General features: G+C 68.5%; 15 protein-coding genes. 5 read left to right on the top strand and 10 right to left on the bottom strand.

Translation table 11 applies throughout. The features are described from left to right. Genes FOC84_RS24930 through FOC84_RS24920 form a run of 3 tightly spaced genes read left to right on the top strand, consistent with a single transcriptional unit; the run spans position 1 to position 3,216 of the window. Positions 1-801: a DUF4198 domain-containing protein gene (locus FOC84_RS24930; protein WP_173146978.1), complete on the top strand. Its 801-nt coding sequence runs from the start codon at positions 1-3 to the stop codon at positions 799-801. Between the two features lie 14 nt (positions 802-815). Then, a complete protein-coding gene (locus FOC84_RS24925) occupies positions 816-1,841 on the top strand; it encodes an FAD:protein FMN transferase (protein WP_173146976.1) in 1,026 nt (341 codons plus the stop codon). Between the two features lie 4 nt (positions 1,842-1,845). Then, positions 1,846-3,216, top strand: a complete 1,371-nt coding sequence (locus FOC84_RS24920) for a sulfite reductase subunit alpha (RefSeq protein WP_173146974.1) — start codon at positions 1,846-1,848, stop codon at positions 3,214-3,216. A 15-nt stretch (positions 3,217-3,231) separates the two neighbouring features. Here FOC84_RS24920 and FOC84_RS24915 read toward each other — a convergent pair whose 3' ends face one another. Both FOC84_RS24915 and FOC84_RS24910 read right to left on the bottom strand, forming a co-directional pair. Next, entirely contained in the window at positions 3,232-4,191 is a 960-nt protein-coding gene (locus FOC84_RS24915; RefSeq protein WP_173146972.1) for a tripartite tricarboxylate transporter substrate binding protein BugE, read from the bottom strand. 32 nt (positions 4,192-4,223) lie between these two features. Next, positions 4,224-5,708 carry an N-acyl-D-amino-acid deacylase family protein gene (locus tag FOC84_RS24910; RefSeq protein ID WP_173146970.1) on the bottom strand — a complete coding sequence of 495 codons (1,485 nt, stop codon included), beginning with the start codon at positions 5,706-5,708 and terminating at the stop codon, positions 4,224-4,226. A 126-nt stretch (positions 5,709-5,834) separates the two neighbouring features. Between FOC84_RS24910 and FOC84_RS24905 the strand changes: the two genes are divergently transcribed. Further along, positions 5,835-6,800 (top strand): LysR family transcriptional regulator, encoded by a 966-nt coding sequence (locus FOC84_RS24905; protein ID WP_173146968.1) that lies wholly within the window; start codon positions 5,835-5,837, stop codon positions 6,798-6,800. A gap of 15 nt (positions 6,801-6,815) precedes the next feature. On the opposite strand, the gene FOC84_RS24900 is transcribed toward FOC84_RS24905, so the two are convergent. Genes FOC84_RS24900 through FOC84_RS24890 form a run of 3 tightly spaced genes read right to left on the bottom strand, consistent with a single transcriptional unit; the run spans position 6,816 to position 9,369 of the window. Beyond that, positions 6,816-7,259, bottom strand: coding sequence for an SRPBCC family protein (locus tag FOC84_RS24900; RefSeq protein WP_173146966.1), 444 nt, complete (start codon positions 7,257-7,259; stop codon positions 6,816-6,818). 56 nt (positions 7,260-7,315) lie between these two features. Continuing rightward, a complete protein-coding gene (locus FOC84_RS24895) occupies positions 7,316-8,146 on the bottom strand; it encodes a phosphoenolpyruvate hydrolase family protein (RefSeq protein WP_173146964.1) in 831 nt (276 codons plus the stop codon). Positions 8,147-8,157: 11 nt separating this feature from the next. Beyond that, positions 8,158-9,369, bottom strand: coding sequence for a Tm-1-like ATP-binding domain-containing protein (locus tag FOC84_RS24890; protein ID WP_173146962.1), 1,212 nt, complete (start codon positions 9,367-9,369; stop codon positions 8,158-8,160). A gap of 147 nt (positions 9,370-9,516) precedes the next feature. On the opposite strand from FOC84_RS24890, the gene FOC84_RS24885 reads away from it, so the two are divergent. Then, entirely contained in the window at positions 9,517-10,188 is a 672-nt protein-coding gene (locus tag FOC84_RS24885) for a TetR/AcrR family transcriptional regulator (protein ID WP_173150390.1), read from the top strand. An 8-nt stretch (positions 10,189-10,196) separates the two neighbouring features. Here the strand turns inward: FOC84_RS24885 and FOC84_RS24880 are convergent, their stop codons facing one another. From FOC84_RS24880 to FOC84_RS24860, 5 genes are all read right to left on the bottom strand, one after another. Further along, positions 10,197-10,847: a GntR family transcriptional regulator gene (locus FOC84_RS24880; RefSeq protein WP_173146960.1), complete on the bottom strand. Its 651-nt coding sequence runs from the start codon at positions 10,845-10,847 to the stop codon at positions 10,197-10,199. Positions 10,848-10,920: 73 nt separating this feature from the next. Further along, positions 10,921-11,967 (bottom strand): hydroxyacid dehydrogenase, encoded by a 1,047-nt coding sequence (locus FOC84_RS24875; RefSeq protein WP_254241773.1) that lies wholly within the window; start codon positions 11,965-11,967, stop codon positions 10,921-10,923. Then, positions 11,964-12,641 carry an RraA family protein gene (locus FOC84_RS24870; protein WP_173146958.1) on the bottom strand — a complete coding sequence of 226 codons (678 nt, stop codon included), beginning with the start codon at positions 12,639-12,641 and terminating at the stop codon, positions 11,964-11,966. Before FOC84_RS24870 ends, FOC84_RS24875 begins: the two co-directional genes overlap by 4 nt. Positions 12,642-12,675: 34 nt before the next feature. Next, positions 12,676-13,641, bottom strand: coding sequence for a Bug family tripartite tricarboxylate transporter substrate binding protein (locus FOC84_RS24865; protein WP_173146956.1), 966 nt, complete (start codon positions 13,639-13,641; stop codon positions 12,676-12,678). 65 nt (positions 13,642-13,706) lie between these two features. Then, on the bottom strand, positions 13,707-14,582 hold the full coding sequence (locus tag FOC84_RS24860) for an NAD(P)-dependent oxidoreductase (RefSeq protein WP_173146954.1): 876 nt from the start codon (positions 14,580-14,582) through the stop codon (positions 13,707-13,709). Between the last annotated feature and the right edge of the window lie 260 nt (positions 14,583-14,842).

Here is a 14,842-nt window from a genome sequence, read left to right as displayed (position 1 = left end):
ATGAAATCCGCCGCCAAACTGGCCGCCGCCCTGGCGCTGTGCCTGCCCTTCGCCTCCCAGGCGCATGACGTCTGGATGGTGCCGTCCTCGACGGTGCTGTCGGGCACCGACAGCTGGGTCACCGTCGACGCCGCCGTCGGCAACGACAAGTTCTATTTCAACCACGCCCCGCTGCGCCTGGACGGCCTGGCCGTGACCGCGCCGGACGGCAGCGCCGCCGAAGCCGAAAACATCAATAAGGGCAAGCTGCGCAGCACCTTCGACCTGCAACTGAAACAGGCCGGCACCTACCGCGTGGCCGTGGTCAACGACGGCGTGTTCGCGCGCTGGAAGGAAGACGGCAAGAACAAGCGCTACTTCGGCAAGCCCGAAGGCCTGGCGCAGGCCGTGCCGGCCAAGGCCGATGAGCTGGAAGTCTCGCAAAGCCTGGGCCGCGTCGAAACCTTCGTGACCGCGGGCAAGCCTTCGGCTGTCAAGCCGGTCGGCCGCGGCCTGGAACTGGCCCCCGTGACCCACCCGAACGACCTGTTCACGGACGAGCCCGCCACCTTCCAGATGCTGCTGGACGGCAAGCCCGCCGCCGACCTGGAAGTCAACGTGGTGCCCGGCGGCAGCCGCTATCGCGACAAGGTCGGCGAAATCCAGCTGAAGACGGACAAGGACGGCAAGTTCTCCGTGAAGTGGCCGCAGCCCGGCCTGTACTGGATCGAAGCCGGCATGGAAGATGCCAAGGTCAGCGTGCCGCAAGCCAAGAAGCGCCGCCTGTCCTACGCGGGCACGGTCGAAGTGCTGCAACCCTAAGCCGTCGCGGGCGCATGGCCAGCTCTCCCTCCTACGCCCAGCGCGGCGCGCCGGCCGCGGCCGTGCGCGTCGCCTACGGCGCCATGCCGGCCATGCCGGCGGCGCCCGCGGCGCTGGCCGGCGCCACCATGGGCACCACCTGGTCGGCGCGCATGGCGCTGCCGGCTGGGCGCACGGAAGCCGCGGCGCGCCATGCCATCCAGACCGCGCTGGACGAGGTGGTCGCCCAGATGAGCACCTGGGAACCCGACTCCGACATCACGCGCTACAACCAGGCCGCATCCGGCTGGCAGAATCTACCGGCGGAGTTCTTCCACGTGCTGAGCCACGCGCTGGCGCTGGCCGAGGACAGCGGCGGCGCTTACGATCCCACGGTCGGGCCGCTGGTGAACGCCTGGGGGTTCGGACCGCATCAGCGCGCATTTGAACCGCCCTCTCCCGCCGCCATCGAGGCCGCGCGCGCCCGCTGCGGCTGGCGCCGCGTGCAGCTCGATGCCGAGCGCCGCGCCGCGCTGCAGCCGGGCGGCGCCTATCTGGATCTTTCCTCCATCGCCAAGGGCTACGGCGTGGACCGCGCCGCAATGGCGCTCGATGCCCTGGGCATCAGCCAATACCTGGTCGAAGTGGGCGGCGAGCTGTGCGCGCGCGGCAGGCGGCCCGACGGCCAGCCCTGGCGCGTGGCCATCGAAGTGCCGGACGCCAGCGACGACCATGCGCTGGCCCTGCCGCTGTGCGACCGCAGCATCGCCACCTCGGGCGATTACCGCCGCCACGCGGGCAGCGGCGACGAGCGCTACGCCCACACCATCGATCCGCGCACCGGCCTGCCGGTGCGCAACAGCCTGGCTTCGGTCACCGTGCTGCATCCGGGATGCATGCAGGCCGACGCGCTCGCCACCGCCCTGACCGTGCTGGGCGAAGACGAGGGCCTGGCCTACGCGCGCCGCCACGGCCTCGCGGCCTTGTTCATCCTGCGCGAGCGCGACGCCTGGCGCGTCGTCGCCACGCCCGAATTCCAGGCGCTGGCCGCCATAGCCTGACGACATGCCAGCAACCCGGTTGATCGCGGCAGCATGCGTGGTGGGAGCCTGGCTGCTGCTGTGCGCCTGGGCCCGGCGCCGCGCCAAACGCCATGAGGCGCAGCAGGCGCTGGCCCTGCAAGCCCTGCAAGCGCCTGTCCCCGAAGACACCTTGCTGGTCGCCTACGCCACGCAGACCGGCTATGCCGAATCGCTGGCGGCGCAGACCGCCGAATCCCTGCGCGCGGGCGGCCTCGCCGTGCGCGTGGCGGCGCTGGAACAGTTGGACGCCAAGCGTCTGACGGCGTATCGCCGCATGCTGTTCGTGGTCAGCACCTATGGCGAAGGCGATCCGCCCGATGCCGCCGCGGCCTTCGCCGAACAGATGCAGCAGGCAGTCCCGGCGCTGGCCGGCGCGCATTACGCAGTGCTGGCGCTGGGCGACAGCGAGTACGCCCAGTTCTGCGGCTTTGGCCATCGCCTGGACGACTGGCTGCATGCGCAGGGCGCGGCGCCACTGTTCGACCTGGTCGAGGTCGACAACGGCGACCCGGCAGCCTTGCGGCATTGGCAGCACCACCTCGGCCTTCTGGCCGGGCGCAGCGACCTGCCCGACTGGCAGACGCCGGCATACGAATCCTGGCGCCTGGCTGCGCGCGAGCAGCTCAACCCTCAAAGCCAGGGCGGCCCTTGCTATCTGCTGACGTTGACGCCGCCTGCCGATGGCGCGCGCGAATGGCAGGCCGGCGATATCGCCGAAATCGGCCCCCGGCGCGAAGCCGGCGGCCCCTTGCTGCCGCACCGCGAATACTCGATTGCATCGCTGCCCGAAGACGGCTCGATACAGTTGCTGGTGCGCCAGATGCGCGATGCCGATGGCGCGCTGGGCTTGGGCAGCGGTTGGCTGACCCACATCGCCCAGCCCGGCGCCGCGATAGACCTGCGTGTGCGAGTCAACCGCAATTTCCACGCGCCAGCCGACGACCGCCCGCTGCTGCTGGTGGGCAACGGCACCGGCCTGGCCGGCCTGCGCGCGCTGATCAAGGCGCGCCGCGCCGCTGGCCAGCGGCGCAACTGGCTGGTCTTCGGCGAACGCAACGCAGCACACGACTGGTTCTGCCGGGAAGATATCGACGCATGGCGCGATGACGGCACGCTGGAACGCGTGGATGCGGTGTTCTCGCGCGACCAGGCCGAGCGCCGCTATGTGCAGCACCATCTGCGCGACAAGGCCGACGCCGTGCGCGCCTGGGCCGACGCGGGCGCCGCCATCTACGTCTGCGGCAGCCTGCAAGGCATGGCCAGCGGCGTGGACGCCGCGCTGCAGGACATCCTGGGCGCCGCGCGCCTGCAGGCCCTGCAGCGCGACGGCCGCTACCGCCGCGACGTGTACTGAGCGCGCCCGCCGCGCTTACTGCAGCTTGATGTCGGCCTTGTCGATCACGGTCTTCCAGCGATCACGTTCGGCGCGGATCTGCTGGCCGAATTCGGCCGGCGTATTGCCCAGCGGAAACGCGCCCGTCTCTTCCATCTTGGCCGCGGTCGCGGGGTCGCGCACGGCGCGCGCGAAGGCATCGGCCAGCTTGTCGCGCACGTCGTCGGGCATGCCGGCGGGTCCCACCACGCCGTACCAGGCCGTCACGTCGTAATCCTTGTAGCCCTGCTCGGCGAACGTGGGCACGTCCGGCAGGTGCGCGTTGCGCTGGGCGCCGGTGATGGCGAGGGCGCGCAAATGATTGCTCTTGACGTAAGGCAACGACGACGGGAAGTTATCGAAGATCACCGGCACCACGCCGCCCACCGTATCGGTGAGCGCGGGCGCGGAACCGCGGTAGGAAATGCTGCTCATCTTGCCGCCGATGATCTGCAGGAACCAGATCATGCCCAGGTCGTTCACCCCGCCCGCGCCGGCGTTGGCATAGCCGTCCTTGTTGGGATTGGCGCGCACGTGCTCGACGAATTCGGCCAGCGTCTTGGCCGGAAACTGCGGATTGACGCTGAGGATGTTGGGGCTGGTGACCAGGTTGCTGACGGGCGTGAAATCCTTGACCGGATCGTAGGCCAGCTTGGGGAACAGGTGCGGCGCGGTGCCGTGCGTGCTGACGGTGGCCAGGCCCACGGTGTAGCCGTCCGGCTTGGCGCGCGCGGTGGCGGTCATGCCTATGGTGCCGGACGCGCCCGTGCGGTTCTCCACCACGATCTGCTGGCCCAGGATCTCGCCGGCCTTGGCCGCGGCCAGCCGGCCCACGATGTCGGTCGGGCCGCCCGCGGGGAACGGCACGATCAGGGTGATGGGATGGTCGGGAAAGGCCGCGTGGGCGGCGGGCAGCACGGCGGCCAGCGCCAGGGCCAGACAAGTCTTGCGCATCATGGGTATGTCTCCTGTGGGGATGGTTGGAATTCTTATGTGGCCGCGCTGGCGGCGGCCTGCGCCATGGCCTCGCGGCGCAGGATCTTGCCGGGGCGGGCCGTCCCGGGGCGGGCCATGCCGGCCTCGGCCGGGTAGACCTGCTGGCCGTTGACCAGCACGTGCTCCACGCCGGCGGAGGCCAGCGTCGGCGCTTCCCAGGTGGCGCGGTCCTCGACCGTGTCGGCGTCGAACACGACGATGTCGGCCCAGGCGCCCTCGCTCAACTGGCCGCGTCCGGCCAGTCCGAACACGCGGGCCGGCAGGGAGGTCATCTTGGCGACGGCGGCCTCCAGCGTCATCAGCTCGGCCTCGCGCACATAGCGGCCCAGCACGCGCGTGAAACTGCCCCACAGCCGCGGATGCGGATGCGCGTCGTTGGGCAGCCCGTCCGAGCCCACCATGCAGCACTCGTGCTGGAAGATGCGCTGGACCTCGGCTTCGTCCATGGCGAAGTAGATGGCGCCCGCCGGACACAGGCGCTGCGCCGCGGTGGTCTTGTCGCAGCCCCAGCGCGCCGCGATGTCGCTGAGGAACTGGCCGCTGCATTCGGGATGCGGCGTGGACCAGGTGATGCGTATGTCTTCGATGGTCTCGGCGCGCTCCGGAATCAGGATGGTGGAGCTGCCGGGGTATGGGTAGATGTCCAGCGCCACCTCGACGCCCTCGCCGCGCGCGCGGTCGATGTTCGCCAACGTGGCGCGGCTCTTGCCCCAGTTCTGCGGCATCATGCATTTGTGGTGCGACAGCACGGTGGCGCAGCCAGTGTTGCGGCCCACCGAGAGCACCTCGTCGACGGCCGCCTCGACCTCGTCGCCTTCATTGCGGATATGGCTGGTGTGCATGGCGCCGCGCGCCGCGGCCACCCGGGCCAGGCCTTCCAGTTCAGCGGGGCGGGCCGCCCCGCCCGGCTGGTAGGCCAGGCCGGTGCTGAAGCCCACCGCGCCCGCCGCCAGGGCCTGGTCCAGCATGCGCTGCATGCTTTCCTGTTCTTCGGCCGTGGGCTGGGCCGCCGGGTCGCGCATGGCGGCCAGGCGCAGGTTGGCATGTCCCACCAGCGCCGCCACGTTGATCATGGGCTGCTGCGCGCGCAGCTCGCCGAAATAGGCCTGCATGTCGGCGAACAGCGGCGTTTCCCCCAGCAGCGCCAGCGCCGCGGCGGTATTGCCGGGCAGAGGCGCGGGCGCGCCGCTGACGCCGCAATTGCCCACCACCACCGAAGTGATGCCTTGGGTGGTCTTCCATTCCAGACCCGGACGTTCCACGAACATCAGGTCGTCATGGCCATGCACGTCGATGAAGCCCGGGGCCACGATCTTGCCACGCGCGTCCACCCTGCGGGCGGCCGACGCGCCCGACAGGTCGCCGATGGCGGCGATGCGCTCGCCCGCCACGCCCACGTCGGCGCGCCGCCGGGCGCCGCCCAGGCCGTCGATGACCCAGCCGCCTTCAATGATCAGATCCAGAGGTTCCTGCCGCATGGTGCTCCCGCCTTGGTGGTCTTGCCGGCGGACGCGCTGGGCCAGCGGACGCCGAAAGGGGCTAGTATCGTTCGCCCGATCAATCTGGGAAAATTGTTTTTATTGATCCATCTATCATCATTTGAAATGAATCGTCTGCCCAAGCACGTCACACTGAAGCACCTGACCGCCTTTGTCGCGGTGGCGCAGGAATCCAGCTTCACGCATGCGGCCAAGCGCCTGTTCCAGACGCAGTCCTCGGTGACCAGCCTGGTGCGGCAGCTGGAAGACGCGCTCGCCACGCAGCTGTTCGCCCGCACCAGCCGGCGCGTGCTGCTGACGGCGGCGGGCGAGGAGTTCCTGCCGCGCGTGTTGCGGTTGCTGGCGGATTTCGATGGCGTGATCGACGACCTGCAGCGCTACGGCGCGCTGGAGCGTGGGCGCGTCGGGGTGGCGGCGGCGCCATCGGCCATCACGCAGATCATCGCGCCCTCTGCCGCGGCCTTTTCCGCGCGCTATCCGGCGGTGCGCCTGTATCTCAGCGACGACAACTCCGGCCGCATCCAGCGCAAGGTCGCCGCGCGCGAAGTGGACTTCGGCCTGACCAGCCGCTGGGCCGACGCGCCCGGCCTGCAGTTCGACGCCTTGCTGGAAGACCGTTTCGGCGTGCTGTACCGCGAGGACGACGCCAGCCTGCGCCCCGCGCGCGACGGCACGATGCGCTGGGCGGACCTGGCCGGCCGCAAGCTGGTGGGGGTGGTGGACGAAACCGGCATCATGGCGCTGCTGCGCTCCCGCGCCGACCTGCCGATAGAAGCCGGCGCGCCGTTCTATGAAGCGTCCAGCACCACCTCGCAGGCGGCGCTGGTCAAGGCGGGCCTGGGCGTGGCGCTACTGCCGGCGCTGGCCGCGCAGCGGGTGATGGAACCCGGCCTGGCCTACGCATTGCTGGCCCGGCCCACGGTCGTGCGCACGGTCTGCATCATCCGGCACAAGGAATACCCCTTGAGCCCCGCCGCGCAAGCCCTGATCCGCGCCATCCACGACTACCTGCGCACCGCGCGGCTGCCGGCCGGCTGCAAGCGCATGCCGGCCAAGGGCCTGAAGACCTGAAAATAGCCGGCGCGATCAGGCCTCGCGCAGCTTCTCGTCCAGCGCCGCCAGCCCCGCCGCGAACACGTTGCGGCCCACGGCGTCGGCCACGTCGCCCAACTCCGCGCCCTCGACGCGGAAATCCGCCCACCACTCGACCAGCGTCTGGCCGCCTTCGGTGACGGCGTGCAGCGACACGCCGGCGACGTAATCGCGCATGGGCAGGTCGGTCTCGATGATGGAGTAGCGCAGCGCCGTGCCCGGATCGTCCAGCATCAACAACTGCTCGCGGACGAAGCCCGAAGGCTTGAGCGACAGGTGCCGCACGCTGCCCACCGCGTCATGGCGGCCGCCCTCTTCCAGGCGGCTTTCGGCAATGCCGGGATGCCAGGCGGCCAGGCCGTTGAAATCGCGAAAGCTGGCCCAGACCTTCTGAAGCGGCGCGTGGATGATGGCGCTGACGTGTACGGTATGCGGCATGCGAACTCCTGCGGGCGCGCGGCCCAGGGATAGTGGAAACTGCGAAAACTACGGAATCAGAACGTCAGGCTCTTGAATTCGCGGGTCGCCGCGGTCAGCGCCTGTTCGGTGGGCAGCCGCTCCATGGAGCTTGCGCCGTAGAAGCCATGGCAATGCTTGCACGCGCGCAGCACGTGGGCCGCATCCTCGGGCGTGGCGATGGGGCCACCGTGGCACAACACGATGATATCCGGCCGCACCGCCATCGCGGCCGCGGCGATGCGGTCGATGGCCGCCACGCAGCCGTCCAGCGTCTGCGCGGTTTCGGCGCCGATCGAGCCGCCGGTCGTCAGGCCCATGTGGGCCACGATGATGTCGGCGCCGGCGCGCGTCATGGCCACGGCGTCGTCCTCGTTGAACACGTAGGGCGTGGTCAGCATGCCCTTCTTGTGCGCCAGGCGGATCATGTCCACTTCCAGCGCGTAGCCCATGCCAGTCTCTTCCAGGTTGGCGCGGAAGGTGCCGTCGATCAGGCCCACGGTGGGGAAATTCTGCACGCCGGCAAAGCCCTGGCGCTTGAGGTCGTCCAGGAACAGGTCGAAATCGCAGAACGGATCGGTGCCGTTGACGCCGGCCAGCACCGGGGTCTTCTTCACCACCGGCAGGACCTCGCGCCCCATGTCCACCACGATCTCGTTGGCGTTGCCATAGGCCAGCAGGCCGGCCAGCGAACCGCGGCCCGCCATGCGGTAGCGGCCCGAGTTGTAGATCACGATCAGGTCGATGCCGCCCGCTTCCTCGCACTTGGCCGACAGGCCCGTGCCCGCGCCGCCGCCGACGATGGGCGTGCGCGCGCGCACCATGGCGCGATACTTATCCAGGAGTTCGTTGCGGTCAAAGCGCGGCATGGCGGCGGTCCTCAGTGTGTGGCGATTTCAAGAAATTGGTCGACCGCGGTCTGGGCGAAGAGCGGGTCGTTGATGTGGCAAGGCACGCGCACCAGGCGGCGGTCGGCGGTCTGCACCAGGTTTTTCTCCAGCGCGGCGAACAGGGCCGCGTCGGCCGCCGGATCCCAGAACGCCTGGCCCGGCGCGTCCAGCGCGGACACGCCGCCTTCCGGGATCAGGAAGCGCACCGGCCCCTGGCATTGGTTCAGCCTGGCGGCGATCCACTCGCCCTGGCGGATGTTTTCTTCCACGGTGGTGCGCATCAGCGTCACCTGCGGATTGTGCGGATAGAACTTGCGGCCGCGGTAGCGTTCCGGGACGGTGTCCATGGCGCCGAAATTCACCATGTCCAGCGCGCCGCAGGAACCCACATAAGGCAAGCCGGTGCGGGCCACGGCGCCGAAGCGGTCCTCGGTGCAGGCCAGCACGCCGCCGAACAGGAAGTCGCAGACTTCGGTGGTGGTCAGGTCCAGCACGCCACCCAGCAAATGGCTGTCCAGCAGCTTTTCCATGGACTGCCCGCCCGTGCCCGTGGCATGGAACACCAGGCAGTCATAGCGCGACTCCAGCAGCGGCGTCACCTGCTGCACGCAGGCGGTGGTGACGCCGAACATGGTGATGCCCACGGCGGGCCGGCCGTCGTCGGCGGCCGCGCTGGCGGCCTGTTTGAAAGCGCCCCCGATCGCGCCGGCGGCGTTGGCCAGCACCCGGCGCGAAATGCGGTTCAGGCCCGCCACGTCGGTCACGGAATACATCATGGCGATGTCCGAGGGCCCGACATAGGGCGCGACATTGCCCGAGGCCATGGTCGACACCATCAGCTTGGGCGTGCCGATGGGCAGTGCGCGCATGGCGGGCGTGATCAGGGCGGTGCCGCCCGAGCCGCCCAGGCCCAGCAATGCGCCGATCCCGGCGTTGCCGGCCGCATAGCGTTCGAACGCCAGCGCCATGGCCGCGATGGCGGTGCCCCGGTCGCCGGTGAAAACGGCGCCAGCGCCCTCCGGATGGCTGGCGGCCACCTCGCTGGCCTGCACCTGCGCCGCGCTGGCGGCGCCCGAGGTGGACACGTCCACCGAGACCGGATCCAGTCCGTCCCGGCGCAACAGGTCCATCACGTATTCAGCCTCTTGGCCCTTGGTGTCGTAGGTGGCGGCCACGTAGACCCGCCGGTTCGCATGCGTCATGACTCCTCCGCGGGCGGCTACACTCGGTGCGCGCCTCGATATGTGAGGCCGCGAGGCCTGTAGAATCTAGAAATGAGACGAAAGAATCATACTGAGACACTAGTCTCACGTCAAACTCCCGCCCCTTCCACGGCCGGCACGGCGCGGCTGATCGCGCCCGCCAGTCCGCAAGCCGCCGCCAGCGGCGAACCGCCGCACGGGCCGCGCGCGCGCATGCGCAAGATCCTGCTGGATGCGGCGCAGCGGCTGATGGCCCAGGGCATCACGCCATCGGTGGCCGAACTGGCCGAACACGCGCAGGTATCGCGCGCCACCGCCTACCGCTACTTTCCCAGCCAGAGCGCGCTGATCGCCGCCGTGGTGGACGAAAGCCTCGGGCCCATCCTGGCCTGGGACTCGGCCGCGCCCGACGCCGCCGACCGTGTCGATCAACTGCTGCGCTTCGCCTACCCCCGGCTGGCAGAGCACGAAGCGCCGTTGCGCGCCGCCATCATGGTGTCACTGCAGCAACACGCCGAAGCCAGCGCCGGCCGCGCAGGCATGGAGCCCCGGCTGGTGCGCGGCCATCGCGTCGACATCCTCAGGCGCGCCATCGCGCCGCTGGCGCCCGAGCTGACGCCGGCCCAGCAGGACCGCGTGGCCCAGGCCCTGTCGCTGGTCTATGGCACCGAGGTGTTCCTGGTGTTGAAGGACATCTGGAAACTGGATCTGCCCGAACTCACCGACGTGGCGCGCTGGACCGCCCAGGCCATCATCGCCCAGGCGCTGGCCGAGGCCCGATCCGAGAAGAAACAACCAGGAAAGCGCGGTCGGGAGTAAGCCGTTGCTTACTGCCCCGACTTGCGGTGGCTGCGGAAAAGCAGATGCGTGGCAGCCAGGTGGAAGCGCATGGCGATCTGGGCGCATTCCGCGTCTCGCGCACGCAGCGCCGCGATGATCTGGCGATGATGCTCCACGCTGCGCAGCATGTCGTCCTTGGTGTAGAAGTAGAACGAGCCAATGATGATGGGCATGTCCAGCAGGCTTTCCACCATGGACCGCACCCGGGCGGATTGCGCCGCTTCGAGCAGCGCGTGGTGGAACTGGTTGTTGAAGTGCTGTACCTGCGCGACGCTGTCGGGAGCATCGGCGTTGATGGCATCGAGCATGCACTGATTGATGCGCTCGAGTTCCTGTATCTGCTCCGGGCTGGCCCGTTCGGCCGCCGCCTTGGCGGAATAGGGTTCAAGCAGCATGCGCAGTTCGAACGCCTCGTCGATGTCGCGGTCCTGCCAGCCCAGCACCACGGCTCCGCGCCGGCCTTCGTGCTTGACCAGGCCGTCCGTCACCAGGCGTTCGATCGCGCTGCGCACCGGCGTACGGCTGACGGAGAGTTCGGCCGCGATGTGTTCCTCGCGCAGCCGTTCGCCAGGCATGAAAGAGCCTGCCATCAAGCGGCGGCGCAACTCTGCATAAACGTAATCGCGGGCGCTCGACATGATGGCGCATGACTCCAATTCCGGGTTCTCGAACTATACCGGAAGCCTATCGCGGCAATCGCGCCTGGCCGCGTCAGCGCTGGCGTTGCCCGAGCCGCTCCAGGAACCTGGGCCAGACTTCCGGATTCAGCAGCCGGGACGGACGGCGTCCGGCCAACATTTCCATGATCTGGTGGGCCGACCCTTGCGCGACCTTGCGCCGGCCTTCGTGCGTGACGCCTGCGGTGTGATAGGTCGCCACGACATCCGAACGCAGCAGCAGGCCATGCCCGGGCGGGGGAGGCTCCTGGCTCCAGACATCCAGCCCCGCTCCCGCCAGCCGTCCGTCCTGCAAGGCCGAAAGCAGCGCCTGCTCATCATGGATTCCGCCGCGCGCGGTGGAAATGAACAGCGCGCCGGGACGCATCCTGGCGTACGCTTCAGTCCCGATCATGCCCCGCGTGTCCTCGTTCAGCGGACAGTGCAAGCTCACCACGTCAGCCTGTTCGAGCAATTGCGGGAGACTCACGGGCTCGGCGCCGCGGGTGCGGATTTCCTCGGGCGTAAGCAACGGGTCGCATGCCATCACCCGCATGCCGAAGCCGGCGGCAACGCGCGCCACTCGGCAGCCGATTTCACCAATGCCCACGATGCCCAGCACGCGCCCCTCGATCTCGCGCCCCATCAGGGCCTCGCGCGAGACGACGGATCCCCCCAGCAGCGCGGCCTGGGATTCACGCAGGCGCTTGACCAGCGACAGCAGCAAGGCGAACGTCATTTCCGCCACTGACGCGGCATTGGCGCCGGCCTGGTTCACCACCGCTACCCCGGCGCGCGTGCAGGCCGCCACATCGACAGTGTCGTAGCCCGCGCCGCCCGAGGAAACGCAAAGCAACTCCGGGCACTGCGCCAGCAGGCTTTCCGTAACCTGCCAGCGCGCGGGGACTTCGTCCTTGGCCGCGCTGACATGATAGGCATGCGCGCCGGCCAGTCCCGCCGCCGTGATCGCATCGCCGTGCGCAGGCAGCGCTTCGAGGCTCAGGGCCGGCTCGCGCCCGATGCCCGCGTCGAACGCGGGGTCGATCCAGAGATCCAGCCGGACGACCCTCATCTTGTCCGGCAGCCGCTGCGCCAGGCTCACGGCCGGGCCTCCGCGCAGCCCAGCTGCTTGAGCCGGGCATCGACCCAGGACGTATCCAGCGATCCCGCCGCGATGTCCGCCAGCATCTTCGTTTCCAGTTCGTGCTTGGACTGGGCAGCCAGGTAGACCGCTTCCGTCTGCTCGAACGGAATCGACAGCAAGCCGTCCTCGTCGCCCAGGATCAGGTCGCCCGGCGAAATGGTCATGCCGTTCAAGGCGATGACGCAGTTGATCTCGCCAGGCCCGTCCTTGTAGGGTCCCCGGTGGGTCACGCCGGCCGCATAGACGGGAAACGCGCCGCGGCGGATCGTGCCGCTATCGCGGATGGCGCCGTTGATCACAATGCCTGCGATGCCGCGCGTCTGCGCATAGCTGGTCATGATTTCGCCGATGATGGCGTTGGTCAGGTCGCCGCCCGCATCCACCACGATGACATCGCCAGGCTGCGCCAGTTCGAGCGCCTTGTGCACCAGCAGATTGTCGCCAGGACGAGTGCGCACGGTCAGGGCCGGACCCGCAAGCGGGCTGCCATCGTGCATGGGCTGCAAGGGCGCGCCGCCGGCCGTCATCCGCGACATGCAGTCGCTGATGTTGGCGACCGGCACGCCTTTGAACTTGTCCACGGTTTGCGGGCTCACCGCGCGCTTGCGGGCATGGATCTCAAAGCCGATCATTTTTGCTCCTGTCGGGAATTGCAATGCGTTGCCATTACTGCTTGGGAATGCCGGCGTCCTGCACGACCTTGCCAAAGGTCTCGTGGTCCGCCCGATGCTGGCGAGCCAGATCCTCGGGCGTGCCCTTGAGCACGCTATAGCCGGCGTCCTCCAGTTTTTTCACCAGTTCGGGCTGGGACTGGACCTGCTGCAACGCCTTGTTCAACGCGGCAACCACGTCGTCCGGCGTCTTGGCGGGAGCCATCAGGCCCCACCAGATCGATTGGTCTATCGTCTTGAACCCGCTTTCCGCGAAGGTGGGCACATCGGGCAAGGCCGGCGCGCGCGCCTTGGCGACCACGGCCAGCGCGCGGACCTTGCCGCCTCTGATCTGTGGCAGCAGCGAAGCCACCGAGCCCACATACATGTCGATGCGGCCGCTGGCCAGATCCGGGAACGCCTGGCCCCAGCCGCGGTACGGCACGTGCATCAACTCGATGTTCGCCGCCTTGCGCCAGAGATAGCCGGTCAGGTCGCCGGTGCCGCCGATGCCGGGAATGCCCAGCGACACCACGCCGGGGCGGGCCTGCGCCGCCTTGACCACATCGCCGACCGTCTTGAACGGGGATTCGGGCAGAACCACGAAAACGCTCGGTGAGGTGGCCACCGGGCCGACAGGCTTGAAATCCTTGAATGTGTCGTAGCTGAGCTTGTTGTAGAGCCAGGGATTCAGCACGATGTTGTCGGTCTGGGCCATCACCAGCGTATGTCCATCCGGACGCGCGCGGGCGGTGGCGTCCAGCGCCAGGTTGCCGCCGGCGCCCGGCTTGTTCTCCACCACCATGTTCCAACCCTGATCCTGGCCGATCGCGCTGCCGATCATGCGGGTCAGCGTATCAGTGCCGCCTCCGGGCGGGAACGGGGAAATAAGCGTGATGGGCGCCGTGCCCATATCCGCCGCGTTCGCGGCGGCGCAGCCCAGCACTAGCGTGGCGGCCAGGAGTTTCTTCAGGACCTTCATTGTCTTCCTCACACAGTTGGTTCTTGTTGGATATGCCGTCGCCGCGTCGCGATGCCGCGCGGCGCTCAGCGCTCGCGCGCCAAAACCGTCAGCCAGGCCAGGCGCGCCTCGACCGAATCCGGCAGATTGAAATCGCCGCCTGCCCGCGCATCCTGGATGCCTCGGCTGGTGCGGCTGAAAAGCCGTTCGACGCCGTCCAGAACCAGGGGCTCCAGTCCCGCCTCGATCAGTTGCTCGCGGGCCTCCCGGACTTCCGCCTGCCGGCGCTGCGCATGCAGCACGTGGGATCGGACAAACGAATCCATGAAGGCCGTAAGCGGCGTCTGGTCGATGTCCGCCAGCACCTCGTAAAGCGAGGCTCTCAAACCCATGGACTCGGCCGCCACCAGACATTCCACGGCCAGGCTTTCCATGCCCTTGGTCATGATGCTGCGCAGCAGCTTCAGGCGCACGGCATCGCCCGCCGCGCCTTGTATGGCGCGCGCCGGCGCCCCGCCGCTCTCGGCCAGCCGCAGCACCGCGTCCGTGCCGGTCCCGGCGCAGAGCAAGGGCGTGCGTTCCGCCAGCAGGGCAATGGCGCCCATGATCGCGACGTCGGTGAAGTCGATGTTCCGTTCGGCGGCGGCCGCCGAGGCGGCCTGCATGTCAGGCGCGCTGGCTGTCGTGAAGTCGGCGTAGACCGCGTCCTGGCGCATGTGCGGGAAGCTCTGCCGTGCCATCTCCAGCGCCGCGTGGCCATACACCGCCGACACAACGATGTCCGCCTCGCCCAACCATGCCCCGGGCTCGGCGTGCAATCCGGCGCCATGACGCCGGGCGCGTCCCGCCATTTCTTCGTCCTGCCGCAACTCGCAGATCCCGACCAGCGCATGCCCGGCGGCGCTCCATGCCTGCGCATAGCAGGAACCGACCTCGCCGCAGCCCATCAAAGCAATTTTCATCTCTATAAATACAATAAAAAAACAATGATTCTTTATATAATGAAATTTTTGCCGATATTATTCGTATAAACCCTATGTTTTTTATATTTTTAGTACATTAAAAAAACATTATTTGATCCAGAAGCTGTCGCCAGGAGCAAGGAAACCGGACGCGCGCAGGCACCGCGCCTAGCGGCACGCACGCGGGATTGGCGCGAGTGCGCGCGATGGCTGGCGGCGATTCAGAGATGGGGAATAGCGCGATGCGCGCGGCTGCGCTG

It is taken from the genome of Achromobacter pestifer (assembly GCF_013267355.1).
Lineage (GTDB): Bacteria > Pseudomonadota > Gammaproteobacteria > Burkholderiales > Burkholderiaceae_B > Achromobacter > Achromobacter pestifer_A.
The sequence above is the reverse complement of the archived record's forward strand: the minus strand, read 5'-3'. Positions and strand labels throughout refer to the sequence as shown.